28 protein-coding genes are annotated in these 22,064 nt (G+C 64.3%); 21 read left to right on the top strand and 7 right to left on the bottom strand.

Annotated features, from left to right (window positions below):
• Positions 1-120 precede the first annotated feature (120 nt).
• From GGQ99_RS09560 to GGQ99_RS09520, 9 genes are all read left to right on the top strand, one after another.
• Positions 121-1,227 carry a peptidase C39 family protein gene (locus GGQ99_RS09560; RefSeq protein WP_183262261.1) on the top strand — a complete coding sequence of 369 codons (1,107 nt, stop codon included), beginning with the start codon at positions 121-123 and terminating at the stop codon, positions 1,225-1,227.
• Positions 1,224-2,684 (top strand): RimK family protein, encoded by a 1,461-nt coding sequence (locus tag GGQ99_RS09555; protein ID WP_183262259.1) that lies wholly within the window; start codon positions 1,224-1,226, stop codon positions 2,682-2,684. The genes GGQ99_RS09560 and GGQ99_RS09555 overlap by 4 nt, the downstream gene beginning before the upstream one ends.
• Positions 2,685-2,744: 60 nt before the next feature.
• Entirely contained in the window at positions 2,745-3,134 is a 390-nt protein-coding gene (locus GGQ99_RS09550; protein ID WP_183262407.1) for an ArsR/SmtB family transcription factor, read from the top strand.
• Positions 3,131-3,697 carry an SRPBCC family protein gene (locus tag GGQ99_RS09545; protein ID WP_183262257.1) on the top strand — a complete coding sequence of 189 codons (567 nt, stop codon included), beginning with the start codon at positions 3,131-3,133 and terminating at the stop codon, positions 3,695-3,697. Before GGQ99_RS09550 ends, GGQ99_RS09545 begins: the two co-directional genes overlap by 4 nt.
• Before the next feature lies 1 nt (position 3,698).
• The gene (locus GGQ99_RS09540; protein ID WP_183262255.1) at positions 3,699-4,490 is read left to right on the top strand and encodes an SDR family NAD(P)-dependent oxidoreductase; all 792 of its coding nucleotides are present in this window, start codon (positions 3,699-3,701) and stop codon (positions 4,488-4,490) included.
• A gap of 62 nt (positions 4,491-4,552) precedes the next feature.
• On the top strand, positions 4,553-4,825 hold the full coding sequence (locus GGQ99_RS09535) for a DUF3303 domain-containing protein (RefSeq protein ID WP_108609973.1): 273 nt from the start codon (positions 4,553-4,555) through the stop codon (positions 4,823-4,825).
• Positions 4,826-4,909: 84 nt separating this feature from the next.
• The gene (locus GGQ99_RS09530) at positions 4,910-5,293 is read left to right on the top strand and encodes a DUF4087 domain-containing protein (protein WP_183262253.1); all 384 of its coding nucleotides are present in this window, start codon (positions 4,910-4,912) and stop codon (positions 5,291-5,293) included.
• An 82-nt stretch (positions 5,294-5,375) separates the two neighbouring features.
• Positions 5,376-6,560, top strand: coding sequence for a low temperature requirement protein A (locus GGQ99_RS09525; RefSeq protein WP_183262250.1), 1,185 nt, complete (start codon positions 5,376-5,378; stop codon positions 6,558-6,560).
• Positions 6,561-6,612: 52 nt separating this feature from the next.
• Positions 6,613-7,239, top strand: a complete 627-nt coding sequence (locus GGQ99_RS09520; protein ID WP_183262249.1) for a glutathione S-transferase family protein — start codon at positions 6,613-6,615, stop codon at positions 7,237-7,239.
• Here GGQ99_RS09520 and GGQ99_RS09515 read toward each other — a convergent pair whose 3' ends face one another.
• Positions 7,240-7,851, bottom strand: a complete 612-nt coding sequence (locus tag GGQ99_RS09515) for an HD family hydrolase (protein ID WP_246389460.1) — start codon at positions 7,849-7,851, stop codon at positions 7,240-7,242.
• Positions 7,851-8,705 carry a CAF17-like 4Fe-4S cluster assembly/insertion protein YgfZ gene (ygfZ, locus tag GGQ99_RS09510; protein WP_183262247.1) on the bottom strand — a complete coding sequence of 285 codons (855 nt, stop codon included), beginning with the start codon at positions 8,703-8,705 and terminating at the stop codon, positions 7,851-7,853. Before ygfZ ends, GGQ99_RS09515 begins: the two co-directional genes overlap by 1 nt.
• Before the next feature lie 71 nt (positions 8,706-8,776).
• On the opposite strand from ygfZ, the gene GGQ99_RS09505 reads away from it, so the two are divergent.
• The gene (locus GGQ99_RS09505; RefSeq protein ID WP_183262245.1) at positions 8,777-10,108 is read left to right on the top strand and encodes a dihydroorotase; all 1,332 of its coding nucleotides are present in this window, start codon (positions 8,777-8,779) and stop codon (positions 10,106-10,108) included.
• 138 nt (positions 10,109-10,246) lie between these two features.
• Here GGQ99_RS09505 and GGQ99_RS09500 read toward each other — a convergent pair whose 3' ends face one another.
• The 4 genes from GGQ99_RS09500 to GGQ99_RS09485 all read right to left on the bottom strand — a co-directional run bounded on the left by GGQ99_RS09500 (position 10,247) and on the right by GGQ99_RS09485 (position 12,497).
• Positions 10,247-11,065, bottom strand: a complete 819-nt coding sequence (locus GGQ99_RS09500) for a hypothetical protein (RefSeq protein ID WP_183262243.1) — start codon at positions 11,063-11,065, stop codon at positions 10,247-10,249.
• Positions 11,066-11,247: 182 nt separating this feature from the next.
• A complete protein-coding gene (locus tag GGQ99_RS09495; protein WP_055978591.1) occupies positions 11,248-11,505 on the bottom strand; it encodes a hypothetical protein in 258 nt (85 codons plus the stop codon).
• Between the two features lie 133 nt (positions 11,506-11,638).
• The gene (locus GGQ99_RS09490) at positions 11,639-12,016 is read right to left on the bottom strand and encodes a TIGR02301 family protein (protein WP_183262240.1); all 378 of its coding nucleotides are present in this window, start codon (positions 12,014-12,016) and stop codon (positions 11,639-11,641) included.
• Between the two features lie 58 nt (positions 12,017-12,074).
• Positions 12,075-12,497: an NUDIX hydrolase gene (locus GGQ99_RS09485; protein ID WP_183262238.1), complete on the bottom strand. Its 423-nt coding sequence runs from the start codon at positions 12,495-12,497 to the stop codon at positions 12,075-12,077.
• A gap of 115 nt (positions 12,498-12,612) precedes the next feature.
• Here GGQ99_RS09485 and GGQ99_RS09480 point away from each other — a divergent pair, with 115 nt between their 5' ends.
• Positions 12,613-13,392, top strand: coding sequence for an SOS response-associated peptidase (locus tag GGQ99_RS09480; RefSeq protein WP_183262234.1), 780 nt, complete (start codon positions 12,613-12,615; stop codon positions 13,390-13,392).
• Between the two features lie 20 nt (positions 13,393-13,412).
• Entirely contained in the window at positions 13,413-14,033 is a 621-nt protein-coding gene (locus GGQ99_RS09475) for a LysE/ArgO family amino acid transporter (protein WP_108608736.1), read from the top strand.
• Here GGQ99_RS09475 and GGQ99_RS09470 read toward each other — a convergent pair.
• Positions 14,016-14,171: a transcriptional regulator gene (locus tag GGQ99_RS09470; RefSeq protein ID WP_108608735.1), complete on the bottom strand. Its 156-nt coding sequence runs from the start codon at positions 14,169-14,171 to the stop codon at positions 14,016-14,018. The genes GGQ99_RS09475 and GGQ99_RS09470 overlap by 18 nt on opposite strands.
• A 348-nt stretch (positions 14,172-14,519) precedes the next feature.
• Between GGQ99_RS09470 and cysS the strand changes: the two genes are divergently transcribed.
• The 9 genes from cysS (at position 14,520) to rarD (ending at position 22,014) form a co-directional block, all read left to right on the top strand.
• Positions 14,520-15,956, top strand: coding sequence for a cysteine--tRNA ligase (gene cysS / locus GGQ99_RS09465; protein WP_246389458.1), 1,437 nt, complete (start codon positions 14,520-14,522; stop codon positions 15,954-15,956).
• Between the two features lie 223 nt (positions 15,957-16,179).
• The gene (locus GGQ99_RS09460) at positions 16,180-16,578 is read left to right on the top strand and encodes an endonuclease domain-containing protein (protein WP_183262232.1); all 399 of its coding nucleotides are present in this window, start codon (positions 16,180-16,182) and stop codon (positions 16,576-16,578) included.
• Positions 16,575-16,955 carry a VOC family protein gene (locus tag GGQ99_RS09455; protein ID WP_183262230.1) on the top strand — a complete coding sequence of 127 codons (381 nt, stop codon included), beginning with the start codon at positions 16,575-16,577 and terminating at the stop codon, positions 16,953-16,955. The genes GGQ99_RS09460 and GGQ99_RS09455 overlap by 4 nt, the downstream gene beginning before the upstream one ends.
• 12 nt (positions 16,956-16,967) lie before the next feature.
• Positions 16,968-17,459: a GFA family protein gene (locus GGQ99_RS09450; protein ID WP_183262228.1), complete on the top strand. Its 492-nt coding sequence runs from the start codon at positions 16,968-16,970 to the stop codon at positions 17,457-17,459.
• Entirely contained in the window at positions 17,456-17,932 is a 477-nt protein-coding gene (locus GGQ99_RS09445; RefSeq protein WP_108608731.1) for a GFA family protein, read from the top strand. The genes GGQ99_RS09450 and GGQ99_RS09445 overlap by 4 nt, the downstream gene beginning before the upstream one ends.
• A complete protein-coding gene (locus tag GGQ99_RS09440; RefSeq protein WP_108608730.1) occupies positions 17,929-18,405 on the top strand; it encodes a GFA family protein in 477 nt (158 codons plus the stop codon). The genes GGQ99_RS09445 and GGQ99_RS09440 overlap by 4 nt, the downstream gene beginning before the upstream one ends.
• Positions 18,402-19,358 (top strand): prolyl aminopeptidase, encoded by a 957-nt coding sequence (gene pip, locus GGQ99_RS09435; RefSeq protein ID WP_183262226.1) that lies wholly within the window; start codon positions 18,402-18,404, stop codon positions 19,356-19,358. Before GGQ99_RS09440 ends, pip begins: the two co-directional genes overlap by 4 nt.
• A complete protein-coding gene (cimA, locus tag GGQ99_RS09430) occupies positions 19,355-20,977 on the top strand; it encodes a citramalate synthase (protein ID WP_425486784.1) in 1,623 nt (540 codons plus the stop codon). The genes pip and cimA overlap by 4 nt, the downstream gene beginning before the upstream one ends.
• A 128-nt stretch (positions 20,978-21,105) precedes the next feature.
• Positions 21,106-22,014 carry an EamA family transporter RarD gene (gene rarD, locus GGQ99_RS09425; protein ID WP_183262221.1) on the top strand — a complete coding sequence of 303 codons (909 nt, stop codon included), beginning with the start codon at positions 21,106-21,108 and terminating at the stop codon, positions 22,012-22,014.
• Positions 22,015-22,064: the final 50 nt, after the last annotated feature.

The raw sequence follows: 22,064 nt of genomic DNA, 5'->3' as shown, positions 1-22,064 counted from the left end.
TCATGTCACAATAAGGCCCGAATCGAGGCGTGACTGCGCTGGCAATGCGAGCGCGAGCGTGCTTCGCAGGGGCATATCCTTCCGGGCATTTCTCCGCCCAATCGAGGTCCTCAGAACCGCATGGTTGCCGACATCCGTACGGCCCGCGCAGAAGATGTCGATGCGCTCGTCGCCATCGAGAACGCCGTCTTTGATGGCGACAGGATTTCCCGCCGTTCCTTCCGCCAGTTGATCGATCACGAAACCGCCGAGGCGCTTGTCGCCGAGGTCGGCGGACGTGTCGCCGGCTACGCCATGGTGCTGTTTCGCAAGGGCAGCGGCGTGGCGCGGCTTTACTCCTTCGCCATCGGCCCGGATTTCGGTGGCAAGGGGCTTGGCCGCCTCCTGCTCGATGCCGCCGAGCATGTCGCCTATGGGCACGGCCGCATGATGATGCGGCTCGAGGTGCGCGAGGACAATCAGCGCGCCATTGGCCTCTACGAGCGGAACGGCTATCGCAGGATCGGCCACGAGCCCGACTACTACGAAGACGGCATGGTCGCACTTCGCTTCGAAAAGACGCTGCGCGGCGACGTGCCCATTGCCACGAATGTGCCGTTCTACGCCCAGACCTGCGACTTCACCTGCGGGCCGTGCTGCCTGATGATGGCGATGGCCAATTTCGACCGCAAGTTCGTGCCGGACCCTGTGATGGAGGTTCGGCTGTGGCGCGAGGCGACGACCATCTTCATGATGTCGGGGCCCGGCGGCTGCGAGCCGTTTGGCCTTGCGGTGGCGGCGCACGAGGCGGGGCTCGGCACCGAGATCCTCGTCTCGGCGGAGGGCGTGCTGTTCCTGCAGTCGGTCCGCACCGCCGAAAAGCGGCGGGTCATGGAGTTGGCACAGGCCGACTTCCGCAACCGCGCCGAGAAATACGCGATTCCCGTGACCTACCGCCCGTTCGGCATCGACGACATCAGGTCGAGGCTCGCCGAAGGCAAGCTCGTGCTGGTGCTGATTTCGGGCTTCCTGATGTTCGGCAAGAAGGTGCCGCACTGGGTTCTGGCCATCGGCGACGATGGCGGCCACATCCTGATCCACGACCCGTGGATCGAGGACGAACAGCGCGAGACGGCATCTGACGCCGCCAACATTCCGGTTCCCTACGACATCTTCATGCGCATGGCGCAGTTCGGCCGCGATGGCCTGCGCGCCGCGATCATTCTCGGAAAGCTTAGGAAACGATGACCTGGGTCATTCTTACCGGCCGCCAAAGCGATCTCGACCAGACGGCGACGCCGCACAAGATCATCACCAACCGCGACTATCTCGCCCATCCCTCGCTGTTTCGCGGCCAGCGGCCGAAGGTGATCAACCTGTCGAACCGCTACAGCTACCAGAGCCGGGGTTACTACGCCTCGCTGCTGGCGAGCTCGCGCGGGCACAAGGTGATCCCGACGGTCGAGACCATGATCGACCTGTCGGAGCGCAAGCTCTACGAAAACGCGCTGCCGGAACTGGAATTGGCGCTCAACAAGTGCCGCAAGGATCTGGGCGGCAGCTTTCCGGCCAAGGTGACGATCTTTTTCGGCATCGGCCCGTCCAAGGCCTGGGATCGTTTTGCCAAGCTTCTGTTCGACTGGTTCCGCGCGCCGGCGCTGGAAGTGGCGATCAAGGACGGCGAATGGGCTGCGATCCACAAGATCGGCTTTGCTGCGCTCGGCCGGCTCGACGACGCCGACAAGAAGCGCTTCGTGGCAGCCCTCGACACCTATACCAGCCGGGAATGGCGCGACACCAAGGCCCGCACGCCTTCGCGCTTCACCTTTGCCACCCTGATAGACCCACACGAGCAGCTGCCGCCTTCGGCGATCTCTTCGTTGCGTCACTGGGCCCGCATCGCCGAGAAGATGGGCGTCGAGGTCGAGCCGATCACCAAGAAGGACCTCGCCAAGCTCGCCAACTACGACGCGTTGTTCATTCGCGAGACGACGTCGATCTCGAACCACACCTACCGCTTCGCCCGCCGCGCACAGCAGGAGGGCATGCCTGTCATCGACGACCCGCTGTCGATGATCCGCTGCACCAACAAGGTCTATCTCAACGAATTGATGGCCTACAACAACGTGCCGGTGCCGCCGACGGTGATGATCGCCGGACTGTCGGACCTGCAGTTCGCGGCCGATACACTCGGTTTTCCGCTGGTGCTGAAGATCCCCGACAGCTCGTTCTCGCGCGGCGTCAAGAAGGCGTCGAACTTCGACGAGCTGAAGGCGCTGGCGACGGCGTGGCTCGAGGATTCCGATCTGCTGATCGCCCAGAAGTTCATGCCGACGCAATATGACTGGCGCGTCGGCGTGCTCGGCGGCCAGCCGCTGTTTGCCATCCACTACCTGATGGCCAAGAAGCACTGGCAGATCGTCAATCACGACAGCAAGGGCAAGCCGGTCGAGGGCGGCATCAAGACGTTCACGCTCAAGCATGCACCGGCACATGTCATCGACACCGCCGTGCGCGCCGCGCGCTGCATCGGCGACGGGCTCTATGGCGTCGACCTCAAGGAGACAAAGGACGGCGTGTTCGTCATCGAAGTCAACGACAACCCCAACCTCGACCACGGCGTCGAGGATTCGGGCGAGAAGGACGAGATCTGGGTGCGGCTGACCCAGTGGTTCCTCGACCGGCTGGAGCGCAACGGCAAGTAGCCTGAAAATCATTATACCAAATGGTTGATCATTCGGAATGGCGGTGCTACATTCAACCTTATGGTTGAAGATTCAGAGCGTCTCGACACAATTTTTCACGCGCTGTCCGACCCGACCCGCAGGGCGATGCTCAACGGGCTGGCCAGGGGGCCGCGCAATGTTGGCGACCTGGCAGCACCCTTCGACATGTCGCTGGCCGCGGCGTCCAAGCACATCAAGGTGCTGGAAAAGGCGGGGCTGGTGAAACGCAGCGTCCAGGGGCGCACGCACGTCTGCAGCCTCGACGCGCTGCCCATGCATGCCGGCGTCGAATGGATGCGGCACTACGAGAGGTTCTGGAACCAGCAACTCGATGTCCTCGAAGCCCTTCTGGTGGCCGAGGATCGCGGCGAGGCGAAGAAGCAAACCGAAACAAACACTGACGCGAAGAAGAAAGGGAGTAAGTCATGAACATCCACACTTCTTATGGCATCGTCACCGAACCCGGCGCGGTGCGCATCGAACGTCTGCTGCCTGGGCCTATCGAGCGCATCTGGAGCTATCTGACCGACTCGGACAAGCGCCGGCAGTGGCTCGCCGCCGGGCCGATGGAGCTGAAGCTTGGCGGACATGTCGAAAACGTCTTCCGCAATTCCGAGCTGACCCGCAACGACGATCCGCCGCCGGCACACATGGCCGCCTTCGCCGAGCATCGGGTGCCTGGCGAGATCATCGCCTGCGAGCCGCCGCATCTGCTCGCCTACAGCTGGGGCGGCGCACCGGGCGAAAGCTCGGAAGTGCGCTTCGAACTGGCACCCCGCAACGGCAAGGTGCTGCTGACGGTGACCCACCGCCGTCTCGCCGAAGACGGTGCACTGCTGAACGTCGCCGCCGGCTGGCACACCCATCTCGACATATTGGCAGCCAGGCTGGAGGGCAGCGAGCCCGACGGCTTCTGGAGGACGCATACGCGGCTCGTGGCCGAGTACGGCCGGCGCATCGACGGCTCGCAGACGGCTGCCAAGGGAGGGTGACATGCTGCTCAAGAACAGGACGGCTATCGTCTATGGCGGCGGTGGCGCGATCGGAGGGGCCGCGGCCAGGGCATTTGCCCGCGACGGCGCCCGCGTGTTCCTGGCCGGGCGCACGCCGGACAGGCTGGAAATGGTCGCGGGCCAGATCCGCGCTGAAGGCGGCTTTGCCGAAACGGCGGTGCTGGACGCGCTTGACGAGGAGGCGGTCGAGCGCCATGCCGCCGAAGTGGCGACACAGGCCGGCGGCATCGACATCGCCATGAATGCGGTCGGTATTGCCCATGTGCAGGGCACGCCGTTCGGCGAGCTGTCGCTTGCCGATTTCGAGACGCCGGTCGCGGGTTATGCCAGGAGCAACTTCGTCACCGCAAAAGCCGTCGCGCCGCACATGCGGGGCAAGGGCGTGATCCTGACCCTGTCGACGCCAGGCGCGCGGCTGTCAGGCGTGGGCTTCCTCGGCAACGGCGTCGCCAGTGCCGCGGTCGAAGCGCTGTCGCGCATCCTCGCCGGCGAGCTTGGTCCGCGCGGCATAAGGGTGATCTGCCTCCGCCCGGACGCCATCCCCGAATCTTTGGCCGCGTCGCATGTGCGCAGCGCTTTCGAGGGCTTTGCCGAGCGCGCGGGCATGAGCGTCGACGACATGCTCGCCGCCCGTGCAGCGTCGGGGCCGTTGCTCCGGCGCTTCCCCACCTTGGCCGAGATCGGCGATTTCGCTGCCTTCGTTGCCTCCGACCGTGCGGGCGCGATGACGGGCGCGATCGCCAATCTGAGTTGCGGCACGCTGGTCGACTGACCGCTGCCTTGCCAATTCCCGCGTCCCCTGATCTTCTCAACGGAGAGCGGGACACGGACGACATGCTTTTCTTTGTCATCGAGGATTTTCGCGGGCGCGATCCCAAGGCGATCTATCGCCGGTTTCGCGACAAGGGGCGGCTCGCGCCGGAGGGTTTCGTCGTCCACCACAGCTGGATCGCGGCCGACATGAGCCGCTGCTTCATGCTGGTGGAAGCTGACGATGTGACGCTGCTGCAGCGCTGGGTCGTCGAATGGGCCGACCTTGTCGGCTTCGAGATCGTGCCGGTAGCGACGAGCAAGGACACCGCCGCGGGGCTTGCCCCGCATCTCTGATGCGCGTGTGGTCGCCCGTCGTATCAATCGACGCTTGCAAATGACTTCGGGCCTTGTTTTCCTGCCGAAGCGCTGGAGGCACGCATGCGGCGGATTCTCTTCCTTGCAGCTGGAGCACTCGTCGTCGCGTCGCTGACCGCGGCCTCGGCGGCCGAACGGCGCTGCGGCTGGTACGCAAGCCCGACTCCGGGCAATCTCTGGCTCATCGACAAGGACGCCACCTGGACGATCACTTCGCAGGGCGAGGCGGACGGGGCCGATGCCTTCGACGTTGACAAGGCGCCGGACTTCGATCCCAGGCAGTTTGTCGAGACCAATTTGCCGGGGGCTGGCTACGGCTATGGCTGCGCTTGCATGACCGTCGAAACCGACGCCAGACAGCAGCGCATCACCAAGGTGTTTGCCGGCGACATCCTGCCGTTGCGCAAATGCAAGGCCGACAGGTCGCTGCCACCGCCACCGGATTGACCATCGGGTCGGAACGATGCGTTGGCCTGAGTTGCGGCCGCCCGGAACGGCCATTTTTGATCGTGCATAAGAGGGGACGGACATGGCATTGACCGGCGCGAGCCACAACTATCAGCGCGTACGGAGGGAGGGCGAAAGCGCCAGGGTCGAGTTCGTCGAACTGTTCTTCGATCTTGTCTTCGTCTTTGCGGTGACGCAGCTGTCGCATTTCCTGCTCAAGGACCTGTCGCTCGAAGGCACGCTCGAAGCGGTACTGATGCTCGTCGCCGTGTGGTGGGTGTGGAATTACACCGCTTGGGTGACCAACTGGCTCGACCCCAACCGCCGGCCGGTGCGTGGCATGATGTTCGCGCTGATGCTCGGCGGGCTGATGCTGTCGACGTCGATCCCCGAGGCATTCGAGGCGCGCGGGCTGCAGTTCGCTGCCGCCTATGTGTTCATGCAACTGGGCCGCACCCTGTTCATGATGTGGGCGCTCAGGCGTCACAATCCTGCAAATCATACAAATTTCGTACGGATCGCCATCTGGGTCTGTCTGGCGAGCGTGTTCTGGATCGCCGGTGGCATTGCCAGTCCCGAGAACCGTTTTGCGATCTGGGCCGTAGCGCTGGCAATAGAACTCATTTCGCCGGCCTGCGGGTTCTGGACGCCGTGGCACGGCGCCTCAACGACCGCCGACTGGGACGTCGATCCCGACCATATGGCTGAGCGCAATGGGCTTTTCATCATCATCGCACTGGGCGAATCGATCCTCGTCTCGGGCGCAACCTTTGCCGAGCTCGAATGGACATGGGTCAATTTCGCGGCCTTCCTGACAACCTTCTTCGCCTCGGTGGCGATGTGGCTGATCTACTTCAATGTCGGCCAGGAGGCGGCACATCACCGCATTTCGTCGGCCACGGACAAGGGGCGGATCGCCCGTGTCGCCTACACCTATATCCCCGTGCTGCTTGTGGCCGGCATCATCGTGGTGGCCGTGTCGGACGAGCTGATTCTCGCCCATCCGCTCGGTCATGCGGAGGCTGCCGTGATCTGGACCTCCATCGGCGGCTCGGCGCTCTATCTGGTCGGCAATCTGTTGTTCAAGCGCTACGTCGTGGGCCGCGCGCCGCTGTCGCACATCATCGGCCTGGCGATCCTTGCCGCGATGGTGCCTTTCGCCAGCCAAATGTCGCCGCTGCTGATCGGCGCGGCCACGACCGTGGTCATGGTGCTGGTGACGGTACTCGAACTCAGGGGGCAGCCGGTGCGGCATGCGAAGGCTTGACCGGCGCCCGGCCATGGCGTTCGATCTGTCCTGAACAGTCGAAAGGCGCACCATGATCCTCATCGGCCAGTATGACAGCCCCTTCGTCCGCCGCGTCGGCGTAGCACTCCGGCTTTATGGCATTCCCTTCGCGCACGAGCCGTGGTCGGCCTTCGGCGACGCCGACAAAATCCGCGCCTACAACCCGCTGACGCGGGTGCCGACGCTGGTTCTCGACAATGGCGAGGTGCTGATCGAGAGCCACGCCATCCTCGACTATCTGGACAGCCTGGCGCCGGGCGGGCAGGCGATGTTCCCGATTGCCGAGCCGGCGCGCCACCAGGCGCTGAAGGTCTCGGCACTGGCGATGGGGCTGGGCGACAAGGCTGTCAGCCTGTTCTACGAGCGGCGGCTGCACAAGGAGGTATCGACCGTCTGGGTGGAGCGCTGCCGCACGCAGATCACCGACGTACTGGCTGTGCTCGAAGCCGATCGTGCGGGACGGGACAGTGACTACTGGTTCGGCGACCGCATCGGCCATGCCGATATCGGGGTGGCATGCGTGCTGCGCTTCATCAACGATGCGCATCAGGGGCTGCTGAACATGGCTGATTTCCCCGCGCTTGCTGCCGACGCCGCACGGCTGGAGGCGATGCCGGTGTTCCAGGAGATCAGCCAGGAGTTCATCCCGCCGGCTTGACTACCTGCAGCGCTGTTTTTCGATCGCCGCGAAGCGTTCGAGGAAAGTGTCCTGCACGCGTTTTGCCGGCTGCGGTGCAAGGTCGAGCCCGTCGATGGTGATGCCGCGCGGTCGGCCGAAGAACTCGGTCGCCTCGTTCACCGCAAAGCCTGCAAGCCCGGTTGCCTCGAAATAGGCAGCTATCTGGTCGGCGCGCTTGATGTCCTTCTTCAGGCCCACACCGATCTCGGCCGGCAGGCCGAAGCGCAGGTGGATGGCGTGCTGCAGCCGCTCCTCGCAAGCCTTGTAGCCCCCGCCGACCACCGACTTGAACGGCGAGATCATGTCCCCGATGACATATTCCGGCGCATCGTGCAGCAGGGCGGCGAGTTGCGCGTCCGGCGAGGCGGCCGGCACGATCCTGCGGAAGATCTCTTCGACGATCAGCGAATGCTGCGCCACGGAAAAGGCGTAGTCGCCCGAGGTCTGGCCGTTCCAGCGGGCGACGCGGGCGAGGCCATGGGCGATGTCCGATATCTCGACGTCGAGCGGCGAGGGGTCGAGCAGGTCGAGCCGTCGACCCGACAGCATGCGTTGCCAGGCACGCGGCGGGGCGCCGGGACGATCGGCCATCAGGCGTCTTCCGCGCTGGCGGCTTCCGGATAGGTGAAGCCAGCCCAGCCAGGGATTGCGGGGGTGATGGCAACGTCGCCGGCGGTGATTTCGGCGCCTGCGTCGAGCGCGGCCTTCACCCGGTCGATGCGGGCGATGGCGATGCCCGTCGTTCCCGAAACCGAGCCGAGGGTGCCGACCAACTTGCCGCCCGAGACAAGGTCGGTACCGGGCGCGGGGAGGTCGGAAGCAGCCGAGACCAGAAGCACGCGCCGCCGGGCGGTGCCGCGATGCTGCATGCGCGATACGACTTCCTGGCCGATGAAACAGCCTTTTTTGAAGCCGACGCCTCCCATCAGGTCGAGCAGCACGTCGTGCGGAAAGGCATCGCTGAGCGCGTAGTCGGGGCCGCTCTCGGCGACACCGTTGGCGATGCGGAAGGCGTGCCAATCGGCTTCGCTGGCATCGGCGACGGGTGCTGCGCCATAGTGACGGAAGACGGGGGACAGGAAGCGGCTGTCGCGGACAGTTGAATCAGATTGCGAGGCAGCTGAATCATCTTGCCATGAGACAGCGATATCAGGTTGATCCTGCTTCGATATTTCGGCTTTCGCGCGCAGTCTGTAGAGCGTCAGGCGGCGGACGAAATCGTCGGCGATGTCGGCGCGGCATTCGAGTCGGAGCGCGTTTTCGCCGCTGCGCGACACCAGGAAATCGAACATGATCTTGCCCTGCGGGGCGAGCAGCGCGCCTGGCCTGGCTTCACGGTCACGCAGTGCATCCAGATCGAGCGTCAGGATGTTCTGCAGGAAATGCTCGGCATCGGGGCCGGAAACATCGATGATGGCGCGGTCTGCGAGAGTGGCTGTCGGCATGGACCTGATCTTGCATTTCTGAGAGCCATTACGTAAGCCGCAGGCAATTCCCAGACAAGGGCACGCGCGACATGGCTACCACCTTCGATCTCATCCTCAAGGGCGGCACGGTCGTCAACCATGACGGCATCGGCGTCCGCGACGTCGGCGTCACCAATGGCCGGATCGCCGCCATCGGCAATCTGGGCAGCGCATCGGCCGGCGAGACCATCGATTGCCTCGGCCTGCACATCCTGCCCGGCGTGGTCGACAGCCAGGTGCATTTCCGCGAGCCGGGACTGGAGCACAAGGAAGATCTGGAGAGCGGTTCGCGCGCGGCGGTGCTGGGCGGTGTCACCGCCGTCTTCGAGATGCCCAACACCAATCCGCTGACGACGAGCGAGGCAGCTCTTGCCGACAAGGTCAGCCGCGCGACGGCGCGCATGCATTGCGACTTCGCATTCTGGGTCGGCGGCACGCGCGAGAACGCGAAAGACGTGGCCGAACTCGAACGCCTGCCGGGCGCTGCCGGCATCAAGGTGTTCATGGGCTCGTCCACCGGCGATCTTCTGGTCGAGGACGACGAGGGCGTGGCCTCCATCCTGCGCAACACCCGCCGTCGCGCCGCCTTCCACTCGGAGGACGAGTTCCGCCTGCGCGAGCGCCAGGGCCTGCGCGTCGAGAACGACCCGTCCTCGCACCCGATCTGGCGCGACGAGATCGCCGCGCTCCAGTGCACCGAGCGCCTGGTGCGGATCGCGCGGCAGGAGCGCGCGCGCATCCACGTGCTGCACATCTCGACAGCCGAGGAGATCGCCTTCCTTGAACACCACAAGGATGTTGCCACCTGCGAGGCGACGCCGCACCACCTGACGATGAGCGCGGACGATTATGCCCGCCTCGGCACGCTGCTGCAGATGAACCCGCCGGTGCGCGCCGCCCGCCACCGCGACGGCATCTGGCACGGCATCGGCCAGGGCGTCGTCGACGTGCTCGGCTCCGACCACGCGCCGCACACGCTCGCCGAAAAGGCAAAACCCTATCCGGCCTCGCCCTCGGGCATGACCGGCGTGCAGACGCTGGTGCCGATCATGCTCGACCATGTGAACGCCGGCCGGCTGACGCTGGAGCGCTTCGTCGATCTCGCGAGCCACGGTCCCAACCGCATCTTCGGCATGGCGCGCAAGGGCCGCATCGCCGCCGGCTACGACGCCGATTTCACCGTCGTCGACATGAAGCGCAAGGAAACCATCACCAACGCCCAGGCCGGTTCGAAGGCCGGCTGGACGCCTTATGACGGCAAGCAGGTCACCGGCTGGCCGGTCGGCACCATCGTCCGCGGCACCCGCGTGATGTGGCAGGGCGAGATCACCACCCCGTCGCAGGGCAGGGCGGTGGAGTTTTCGGAAGCGGTGGTGCGGTAGTATATTCTCCCCGTTTACGGGGAGAATATACCGGCAGGCAGATGAGGGGCGGAGCCAGCCTCATTGATGCATGCGCTGCCCCTCATTCGGCCCCTTGGACCACCTTTCTCCCCGTAAACGGGGCGAAGGGAAAAAGAATCAATCTCCCGCCACGAAGAAGGCCCAGCGGCCGTCCGGGGTGATGCCGAGACGGTAGAAGACATATGTGCCGTACTGCTTCATGTCCTCGTAGTCGCCGGCCGTCACGATCTTGAACAGCTCGACCTTCTGGCGCGCGTCGAGCTTTTCGAGCGGGATGCCGAAGAAATAGGGCCAGACATAAAGGTCCTCGTCGGTGCCTTCGCCGAGATGCACGTAGCCGGCGTTCAGCACCTCTTCCATGATGGCCAGCAGTTCCTGGCCTTCGCCGTCGCCGGACAGGCCCTTGATGAAGGCGATCGGGTCGCCGTCGATCTCGCCGAACGACAGTTGCGGCATAGATTCGCCCTGGCCGATCAGCGGCCGCAGCTTTTCGATGTCGCCGGTCTTGGCCGCCTCGACAAGCAGGTTGCGCATGCGCGCGACGGGCTCTGGCAGGCGGCTGAGGTCGTAGACGATCTCGGGCAGCGGGCCATCGGGATCGAGATGCGGCGCGGCGGGCCCCGTGGCGTCGGGCGCGTCCGGCTCGGCGTCCTGCGGCTCGGCCGGTTGATCTTCGGGCGCTTCTTCGCTTCCGCCAGGCGCGCTGGCCGCCGGAGGCGCCTGGATCGGGTCGGGCATCGGCACCGAGTTTTCAGGCCCAGTGCCCTCATCCGTTGCCGGATTAGGCGGGGTGACGGGCGCTGGGATCTCTTCGCGCTTGATCTCGCTCAGTGCAAGAGCGCTGGTGGCAGTCAGCGAAAAGGCAAACGAAGCGGCAAGGCCGAGAGCCGCGATGCGCAACGCGCCGCGGGCCGTAATTTCAGTCTTTGGCCGCATCAGAACTACGCTCCGGTCTTCCCAGGCGCCGTGCATCCGATCCGGATGCGCGATGGGCGCCCTAAACTGCAAAACCTGCGCATCGTGCTTGCCGAAACGCGATTCGGGTCGCAGGCCGATGCCAGTGATGTGCCGGCATGATGCCGAAACCGTGTCGGCTAGTCAAAGAACCGGGATAGCGCTCAATGCCGCAGGCGCAGCGGCTCGAACTCGCCGGCTTCGACCTTGGCGCGCATGCGGTCGAGCATGGCCAGCGCCGCGCGCTCGCCATTGGCGGCCACGATCTCGGCGAAGGCGGTGGCAAGGGCGGCTTCGGCGATGATCTCGGGCTCGATGCCGGCGGAAAGGCCTTCCGCCCATGCCTCGTTGTGGCTCTCGACGGCGGTCAGGCGCTTTTCTTCCCGGACCAGGGCGTCGATATCGCTTACGCTTTGTTCCATTTCGGTCTTTCACCCTGCCAAGCGATCCGGTGATTCGGATCAACTTGAGCTATCCCTTTAATGTCCCGTTAAGACACCTAACACAATCGCCCGTCCGTGTACGGCAGGCAATGCCGGGAAAGTAAATAGCCTGTTAATTACCGTAGCGGGAGGCGATGTCGCGGCTGAGCGCTTCGCCTTCCTTCATGTAGCGCCCGATGGCTTCGGTCGCTGACGGCGTGCAGGCGGTGTAGGTTCCGTCGAACGAACGGTAGCCGCGGTTGAAGGACGCGATGAAACGGGCGCGGCGGTCGGGCGAGGGGTTCTCGGCCTGCAGCAGCTTTTCCATCTCGCCGCGCCACTGGGTGCCCTTCTCGCCGCAGAGATTGCGCAGGAAATGCAGCGAGCCCAAGACCTCGGCGAGCCTGAGAAGGCCCGGTTCGAACGGCGCTTCGACGGCCCGCGCTGGCGCCGCAAGCACGGCGCTTGCGGCAAGCATCATAGCCATGATGTAGGTCGAAGCGCGCATCATAAGCTTTTGTGGCGAAACAATTTGTCGCCGGCAAGGCCACAGTCGCGGCTATCCAACGCTATGCGGGCAAGGCGACCTGTCCGCCGAGCAGTTCGAGCACGATCTCCAGCGTCGAATCGGTGAGCGGCAGGCGCTCGATCTCGGCGAGGGAGAAGAAAGCGGCTTCGTCGGCGTCATCGGCCGCTACCGGGTCGCTGCGCACATGGCGCGCGCCAAAGACGGTGAGCAGGTAGACCGAGGCACCTTCGGCGCGGCTGTCGATGAGGATCTCGCGCAAGGGAACAAGCGTGCCGACCTCGATCCCGGTCTCTTCCATCAGTTCGCGGCGGGCGGCATCTTCGAGCGTTTCGCCGCTTTCGACACGCCCACCGGGAAACGCATAGAGGCCCTTCGACGGCGCGCGCCCGCGCCGCACCAGCATGATCGAGCGGTCGCGCAGTACGGCGACGGAGACGGCGGGGACTATTTTCGCGTCGATCATCAACTCTCGCTTGGGTAACGCGTTCCATTGTGGAACAGCCGGCCATATCCGCTTTAGCGGTTGCGGCGGGTGCGATCCATCGCCACTTTCAGACGATGAAGCGAGACATGAGCCGATGTGCGGACGAATAGCGGTGATAGCCTCGCCGGAGGAGACGGCCGCCTTTGTCGGCATAGGCGAGCTCGAGAGCTTTCCCCCGCGGTACAATGTGGCGCCGACACAGCCGATCCTGGTGGTGATGGCCGGGCCGCAGCGTCCGCCGGGCTCGAACCTGCCCGACCGCATGGCGATGCTGGCGCGGTGGGGACTGATTCCGGCCTGGACGAAGAATCCGGCCGACATGCCGCTGCTGTTCAACGCGCGCTCCGAATCGGCAATCGAAAAGGCCTCGTTCAAGACCGCGATGCGCCACCGGCGGGCGCTGATCCCGGTCTCGGGTTTCTACGAGTGGAAAAAGCTGCCGGGCAACCGGCGCCAGCCTTACTGGCTGAGGCCGCGCAAGGGTGGACTGGTGGCACTTGCCGGTTTGATGGAAACCTGGAGCGAGCCGGGCGGCTCGGAGATCGACACGGCGGCGATCCTGACCACCGGCGCCAGCGCCGACATCCTGCACATCCACGACCGCATGCCGGTGGTGATCCAGCCGGAGGATTTTGCCCGCTGGCTCGACTGCCGTACGCAGGAGCCGCGCGACGTGGCCGAACTGATGCGGCCGGCGCAGCCCGACTTCTTCGAGCAGATCCCGGTGTCGGAGATGGTCAACAAGGTGGCCAACGTCGGCCCCGAGATCCAGGATCGGGTCGAGCCTTTGCCGGAGGCAGCACCTGAACGGGCCGCGAAGCCAAAAGTGGAAAAGCGTAAGTCCAGCGATGACGGCCAGATGAAACTGTTCTGACCAGACGCTAGAAGAGCGGCGTGTCCACGCCAGTCCTGTCCGCCGCCCTTTCCGGTTTCCTGCTCGGTGCGTCGCTGATCATTGCGATCGGTGCGCAGAATGCGTTCATCCTGCGGCAGGGGCTGCTGCGCCAGCACGTCTTCATTCTGAGTTTGATCTGCGCGGCCTCGGATGCCTTGCTGATCGCCGCCGGCGTCGCCGGGCTGGGTACGCTGATCGCCCAGTCGCCGCGGCTGATCATGGCCGTGACGGTGGGCGGAGCGCTGTTCCTGTTTACTTATGCGGCGATCGCCTTCCGACGTGCGATGAAGCCCGAGGTGCTGAAGGCGGCCAAAAGCGGCGAGGCCAGGCTGTGGCCGGCGATTGCCGCTTGTCTCGCTTTCACCTTCCTCAACCCGCATGTCTATCTCGACACGGTGGTTCTGCTCGGCGGCCTGTCGGCCGCCTATGAAGGTCAGGCACGCCTTGCCTATGGGCTGGGCGCTGCAACGGCATCGTTCGTGTGGTTCTTCGGGCTCGGCTATGGCGCCCGGCTGCTCGAGCCGGTCTTTGCCCGGCCTGCCGCGTGGCGCGTGCTCGATCTCCTGATCGGCCTGGTGATGGCCGCGATCGGCTTGAGCCTGCTAAGCCGCCTTGCTTAGCTTGGGAGACTGCTTGTCTTTCTTCGGCGCGCAGATCAGCGCGGCAAGAATTGCTGCGGGACCGATGGCCCGGTAGTGCTTGGTGAGTTCTGCGTACTGGCTACGCGCTCGGTCCTGTTCGGATTGTTTTCGTTTCATTGGTCTCTTCCCTTACGTCAACTGTGTTGAGAGCGGCTGCAAATGCTCACTGATTGGGTCGAATTCGTGGCATGCGCCGCCTTTTATCCGGGCAATGTTTCATTACAGTGCCGGGATATTTAATAAATTGTTTCAGTACTGCTTCTGTTCCGGTTTGCGCGGTAAAGTTTCATGACGCAGCGTCTTGACGGCAACAGGCCGGCGAGGCGATAAAGCCGGTGATGAAAACGTCTTTCGCCATTTTCGGCATTTGCATTATTGGCTAGCGTTCGCGCTGGTCAGGACGTTTTCGCCTCATCTTCACACGAGACAGGTCAAACGCCCGGGCCAGCAGGCCAGGGGAGTTTTATGTCTGATTCAATGATGAAGTCCGGTGCGTTTCGGGGCCTTCGGCTTACCAACACGCTGACGCGCACGAAGGAAGACTTCGTGCCGATCGATCCGCAAAACGTGCGGATGTATGTCTGCGGACCGACCGTTTACGACTTCGCCCATATCGGCAATGCCCGTCCGGCGATCGTCTTCGACGTGCTGTTTCGGCTGCTGCGCCACGTCTATGGCGCGGATGCCGTCACCTATGTGCGCAACCTCACCGACCTCGACGACAAGATCAACGCGCGCGCCCTGCGCGACTTCCCCGATCTGCCGCTTAACGAGGCGATCAGGCGCGTCACCGAAAAGACCGCCAACCAGTACCAGGCCGACGTCAAGGCGCTGGGCTGCCTCGAGCCGACAGTCGAGCCGCGGGCGACGGAGTTCGTGCAGCCGCGCGCCGACGGCCGCGCCGACATGATCACCTTGATTCTCAGTCTCATCGAACGCGGCCATGCCTATGAAGCACAAGGCGAAGTGCTGTTCGATACCGGCTCGATGGAAGACTACGGCCAACTGTCGAAGCGCAATCTCGACGAGCAGCAGGCCGGCGCCCGCGTCGAGGTCGAGGCGCACAAGAAGAGCCCTGGCGACTTCGTCTTGTGGAAGGCGTCTTCGGCCGAGGAGCCGGGCTGGTACAGCCCCTGGGGCCGAGGCCGTCCGGGCTGGCACATCGAGTGCTCGGCGATGGCGTCGGCCTATCTCGGCGAGGTCTTCGATATCCATGGCGGCGGGCTTGACCTGATCTTCCCGCACCATGAAAACGAGATCGCCCAGTCGCGCTGCGCCCACGGCACCGACGTGATGGCCAATTACTGGATGCACAACGGTTTCCTGCAGGTCGAGGGCCAGAAGATGTCCAAGAGCCTGGGCAACTTCTTCACGATCCAGGAATTGCTGGCGACGGAGAATTTCGGTGGCCGCAAATGGCCGGGCGAGGTGCTCAGGCTGGCGATGCTGATGACGCACTACCGCGAGCCGATCGACTTCTCCGTGCGCAAGCTGGAAGAGGCGGAAAACACGCTGCGCAAGTGGAAGCGTGCGGCGGACGGCGCCGGCGAGGCTGAGGCCGAGGTTCCCGCTGGGTTGGTTGCCGCGCTGAGTGACGACCTGGCGACGTCGAGTGTCTTTCAGGGCATGTCGCAGCTGGCCGGCGAAGCGGCTGGGAACGTCGACGCGGCAGCCAGCCTGAAGGCCGCGCTGCTATTCCTGGGATTCGGGCTCGACGCGGCCGAGGTCGACGAAAGCGAGGTTGCGAAATTCATCGCCGAACGTCTGGCCTTCATCGCCGCCAAGAACTGGGCCGAGGCCGACCGCATCCGCGACGAGCTTTTGGCCCAGGGCGTGCAGCTCAAGGACGGCAAGGATCCGGTGAGTGGTGAGCGTGTGACGACGTGGGAAGTGAAGCGGTGATGTCTACGCTGCACGGCGTGGAACAGACGGGGCTTCATACCCCCCTCTGCCCTGCCGGGCATCTCCCCCTCAAGGGGGGAGATCAGCAGCTTTTGCGCCTCACATTTTGCTGCAGACGTTCAATGCTTGGTGCTGCGCTTGCGGTTGGGCGACGCATTGATGACGGCGTGATCTCCCCCCTTGAGGGGGAGATGCCCGGCAGGGCAGAGGGGGGCGGTTGCTGATGACCCACTACCCAGTTCCTCAGGCCAATCGTCGGAACGCGCGCAAGATGCGCAAGCAAATGACGGATGCCGAACTGAAGCTCTGGAACGAGCTTAGGGCGCATCGACTGATGGGATTGGGTTTTCGGAGGCAATTGCCAATTGCTGGCTACATAGTCGACTTTGCCTGCCCAACACACAACTTGATTGTCGAGATCGATGGTTCGCAACACGGCTCGGCCGATGTTGCGGAAGCGGATGCTCTGCGTACTGCCAAGTTGCAAGGTCTCGGCTGGACCATGCTCCGGTTCTGGAACGACGACGTGCTTCGCGATATCGACAATGTCTGCCACCATATCGTGATCTCGGCCGGCCAGGGCGGAACGGCCGTCGGCATGAAGGAGGAGTTCGTGCAATGATCGACCACACGGGCATTTCGGTAACGGATTTCGACACGGCAAAGGCCTTCTACGACAAGGCGTTCGCTCCGCTCGGCGCTTCCCTGCTGATGATGGTGCCGGGCGAACACACCGGCGGGGTCAAGGTCGGCGGCTATGGGCGTGAGCGGCCGGTGTTCTGGCTGCACGAGGCGCCAGCCGGGCCGGGACGGCACTATGCCTTCACGGCCCGCAGCCGGGCCGAGGTCGACGCTTTCTATGCCGCGGCGATCGCCGCTGGTGGCCGCGACAATGGCGGACCGGGTCCGCGGCCGCATTACCATCCCGATTACTACGCTGCCTTCGTATTCGATCCCGATGGCAATAACATCGAGGCGGTGTGCCATGCCCCGGCCTGAGGGAATGTTGCCATGAGCCTCGACAACCGGCCTGTCTATTCCGGCGGCTGCCAGTGCGGTGCCGTGCGCTTTCGCATTGAGGGCGCTCTCGGCGACGCCTCGGTGTGCCATTGCCGCATGTGCCAGAAGGCGTTCGGCAATTTCTACGCGCCGCTGGTGTCGGTGCGGCAGGCAAAACTTACCTGGACGCGCGGCGAGCCGAAGAAATTCCGCTCCTCGAACTTTGCCTATCGCGGCTTCTGCGGCGAGTGTGGCACGCCATTGAGCTACGAAGCGCCGGATGGCGTGGCCCTGGCGATCGCCGCCTTCGACGAACCGGCCGAGATCGCGCCGATTGGGCAGTGGGGCCTCGAGGGCAAGCTGCCCTATGTCGACCATGTCCATGAATTGCCGGGCTATTCGACCGAGGACGACCCTGATGCGGCCGACTTCGTCAATGACATCGTCTCCTACCAGCATCCCGACCATGACACCGACAGCTGGCCGCCGGAGGGGCGCACATGAACGCTGCGACGACGGGGGGCTGCCAGTGCGGGGCCGTGCGCTATCGTATCGCCCAGGCGCTGGAGAATGCGCATATCTGCCATTGCCGCATGTGCCAGAAGGCTTCCGGCAACTATTTCCTGCCGCTGGCGCGCACTGCCAAGGCCAAGTTTGCCGTCACGCGCGGCGAGGTCGGCTGGTTCCAGTCGTCAGACATCGTGCGCCGCGGCTTCTGCCGCGATTGCGGCACGCCGCTGCTGTTCGACGTTGTCGACCGCGATACGATCAACGTGGTGCTTGGCTCGCTCGACGAGCCGGCGTCGGTCAAGCCGGAATTCCAGTGCGGACCCGCGGCCAAGATGCCCTGGTTCGGCGAACTGGATGCGGTCGAGCCGTCGGCGGACGAGACGTCCTGGTACGCCGCGATCGCGCCATCGAACCACCAGCACCCCGACCACGACACTGAACAATGGCCACCGGAGAATAGGTCATGACCGAGACTGTTAGATCAGGCGGCTGCCAGTGCGGCGCCGTGCGTTTTCGCATCCGCGGCGCGCTGGGGCGCACCTCGATCTGCCATTGCCGCATGTGCCAGAAGCAGTTCGGCTCTTTCTTCGGCGCTTTCGTTGCGGTTCCGGTTGATGGCATCGAGTGGATCCGCGAGGAACCGAGCTATTTCCAGTCGTCGGTCAACATCGCCCGGGGTTTCTGCCAACGCTGCGGCACACCGATGACCTATCGCCAGCCGGGCGAACTCGAGATCGCTATCGGCACGTTCGACGATCGTTCCGATCTCGCGCCAACTGTCCAGATCAACCATGGCGCGCGCTTGCCCTGGGTCGAGGCGATCTTCGCCGCGCCGCCACATGACAATCCCGACTATTACCGGCGGCAGGAGCAGATCATCTCCTTCCAGCACCCGGACGAGGAAACGGCCAACTGGCCGGAGCATGGGCTGAAACTATGAGCGACGAACTGCGCGGCCTCTATCCCGAGATCGAGCCCTTCGACAGCGGCATGCTGGATGTCGGCGACGGCCACCATATCTACTGGGAACGCTCCGGCACCAGGGGCGCCAAGCCGGTGGTGTTCCTGCATGGCGGCCCGGGCGGCGCGACCTCGCCGAAGCACCGCCGGCTGTTCGACCCAAAACTCTACGACATTATGCTGTTCGACCAGCGCGGCTGCGGCAAGTCCGTGCCCAACGCCTCCCTTGAAGCCAACACGACCTGGCACCTTGTCGCCGACATCGAGCGGCTGCGAGAGATGGCCGGTTTCGACAAATGGCAGGTGTTTGGCGGCTCCTGGGGCTCGACGCTGGCACTCGCCTATGCCGAAACCCACCCCGACCGCGTCAGTGAGCTCGTGGTGCGCGGCATCTACACGCTGACCCGCGCCGAGCTCGAATGGTACTATCAGTTCGGCGTCTCCGAGATGTTCCCCGACAAGTGGGAGCGCTTCGTTGCCCCGATTCCGGAGGCCGAGCGCGGCGACATGATGGGTGCCTATCGCAAGCGCCTCGTCGGCGACGACCACAAGGCCAAGGTGGAGGCAGCCCTTGCCTGGAGCCTGTGGGAAGGCGAGACGATCACGCTGCTGCCCGACCCCGAAACCAGCGGCAAGTTCGGCGAGGACGATTTCGCCGTGGCCTTCGCCCGCATCGAGAACCATTATTTCGTCCATGCCGGCTGGATGGACGAAGGCCAGTTGATCCGCGACGCCCACAAGCTGCGCGACATTCCCGGCGTCATCGTCCATGGGCGCTACGACATGCCGTGCCCGGCGAAATATGCCTGGGCGCTGCACAAGGCCTGGCCGCAGGCCGAATTCCACCTCATCGAAGGCGCCGGGCATGCATTCTCGGAACCGGGCATATTGAACCAGTTGGTCCGGGCGACCGACAGGTTCGCAGGGAAATGACAATGGCACGCGAACGCATCTATCTCTTCGACACGACGCTGCGCGACGGCCAGCAGACGCCGGGCATCGACTTCTCCGTCGAGGACAAGATCGCGATCGCCGCCATGCTCGACGAGTTCGGGCTCGACTATGTCGAGGGCGGCTATCCCGGTGCCAACCCGACCGACACGGCCTTCTTCCAGGAGAAGCGCACCAAGCGGGCGAAATTCGTCGCCTTCGGCATGACCAAGCGGGCGGGGGTGTCGACCTCCAACGACCCGGGCCTAGCCACGCTGCTGCAAGCCAGGTCGGACGGCATCTGCTACGTTGCCAAGAGCTGGGATTACCACGTCCGCGTCGCGCTCGGGGTCACCAACGAGGAGAACCTCGAATCGATCCGCGCCTCGGTCGAGGCCGCGCGCGACGCCGGCAAGGAGCCGATGGTCGACTGCGAGCACTTCTTCGACGGCTTCAAGGCCAATCCCGACTACGCGCTGGCCTGCGCCCGCACTGCCTATGATGCCGGCGCGCGCTGGGTGGTGCTGTGCGACACCAATGGCGGCACCCAGCCGTCGGAGGTGCGCGAGATCGTGGCCAAGGTCATCGCATCCGGCATTCCCGGCGCCAATCTTGGCATCCATGCCCATGACGACACCGGCCAGGCGGTGGCCAATTCGCTGGCCGCCATCGAGGCCGGCGTGCGCCAAGTGCAAGGCACCATCAACGGCATCGGCGAGCGCTGCGGCAACGCCAACCTGATCACCATCATCCCGACGCTGGCGCTGAAGCCGCATTTCGCCGGGCGTTTCGAGACAGGCGTTTCGGAAGAGGCGTTGGCAGGCATCTCGCGGCTTTCGCGCGCATTCGACGAATTGCTCAACCGCGCGCCTGAGGCGCAGTCGCCCTATGTCGGCGCCTCCGCCTTTGCCACCAAGGCCGGTATCCACGCCTCGGCGATCGCCAAGGAGCCCAAGACCTACGAACACGTGCCGCCGGAAGCCGTCGGCAACCGGCGCAAGGTGATGGTGTCGGACCAGGGCGGCAAGGCCAACTTCGTCGCCGAACTGAAGCGCCGCGGCATCGACGTGCCTAGGGACGACGGACGGCTGGACGCGCTGATTTCGGTGGTCAAGGAACGCGAGGCCGAGGGTTATGCCTATGAGGGCGCCGACGCCAGCTTCGAGCTCCTGGCGCGCAGCATGCTGCACACGGTGCCGGATTTCTTCCGCGTGACCTCGTTCCGCTGCCTGGTCGAACGGCGTTTCGACGCCAACGGCAACCTCAAGACCGTGTCGGAAGCGGTGGTGAAGGTGATGGTCGATGGCGAGGAGAAGATGTCGGTGGCCGAAGGCGACGGCCCCGTCAACGCGCTCGACATCGCCCTGCGCAAGGACCTCGGCAAGTTCCAGCACGAGATCGGCGATCTGGAGCTGGCGGACTACAAGGTGCGTATCCTCAATGGCGGCACCGAGGCGATAACCCGCGTTCTGATCGAGTCGCATGACAGCACCGGCGCGCGCTGGTGGACCGTCGGGGTGTCGACCAACATCATCGACGCTTCGTTCCAGGCGCTGATGGATTCGATCATCTACAAGCTGATGAAAAACCGCGACATGGCGGGGCTGGTGGCAGCGGAGTAGGGGTTGCTTGCTATGATTGGGCCAGCCAAGGCGACTGGCCCGATCGATTGATCCATCAACGAAAAGCGGATGGACCATCAGAATTTTGAAATGGCATGGCCGGGCAGGCGGGCGCATAGGTTCGCGCCATGAGCACGAACACGCCTGCGATTTCTCGCGACGAAGCCACGCGTGGCTTCCTTTTTGCCCTCTCGGCCTATCTGATGTGGGGTGTCTTGCCCTTCTACATGAAGGCTGTGGCGCATATCCCGACGCCCGAGGTGATCGCCCACCGCATCACCTGGTCGATCCCCATCGCAGCCCTCCTGCTGTGGTGGCTGGGTCGCACCTCCGACATCAGGCAGGCGCTGCGCACGCCGCGGACGCTGGCGATGGGCACGCTGACAGCGGCGCTGATCACCATCAACTGGGGCGTCTATGTCTGGGCGATCGGCAACGACCGCGCACTGGAAACCGCGCTCGGCTACTACATCAATCCGCTGTTCAGCATCTTTCTCGGCGCCGTCGTTCTGGGCGAGAGGCTGACGCGGGCGCAGATGCTGGCGATTGCACTCGCCGTGGTTGCCGTGGCCCTGCTGACCTGGGAAACCGGCGGCTTGCCCTGGGTGTCGATCGTGCTGGCGCTTTCCTGGGGCTTCTACGCCCTGTTCAAGAAGACGCTGCCGATCGGCCCGGCCCAGGGCTTCTTCCTCGAAGTGCTCATCCTCGGCCTGCCGGCGCTCGGCTACATCTTCTACCTGCAGTCGACCGGCGTCGGCCATTTCGGCACCACCGGCATGACCGACGTCTGGCTCATGCTGGGCTGTGGTGTCGTCACCGCCGTGCCGCTGATCCTGTTTGCCAACGGCGCCAAGCTGCTGACGATGTCGACCATCGGCATCATGCAGTACATCGCGCCGACGATGATCTTCGTCATCGCCATCTTCATCTTCAAGGAGCCGTTCTCGAGCGAACGTGCCGTTGCCTTCGCGCTGATCTGGGTGGCGCTGGCGATCTATACCTGGTCGATGTTCTCCGAACGGGCGAAGAACGGCTGAGGTTCAGGTGAGGCGGCCTGCCAGCGGCAGGCCGCAGCCTCCGGGATTGA

This window comes from Aminobacter niigataensis (assembly GCF_014200015.1).
GTDB classification, from domain to species: Bacteria; Pseudomonadota; Alphaproteobacteria; order Rhizobiales; family Rhizobiaceae; genus Aminobacter; species Aminobacter niigataensis.
The sequence above is the reverse complement of the archived record's forward strand: the minus strand, read 5'-3'. Positions and strand labels throughout refer to the sequence as shown.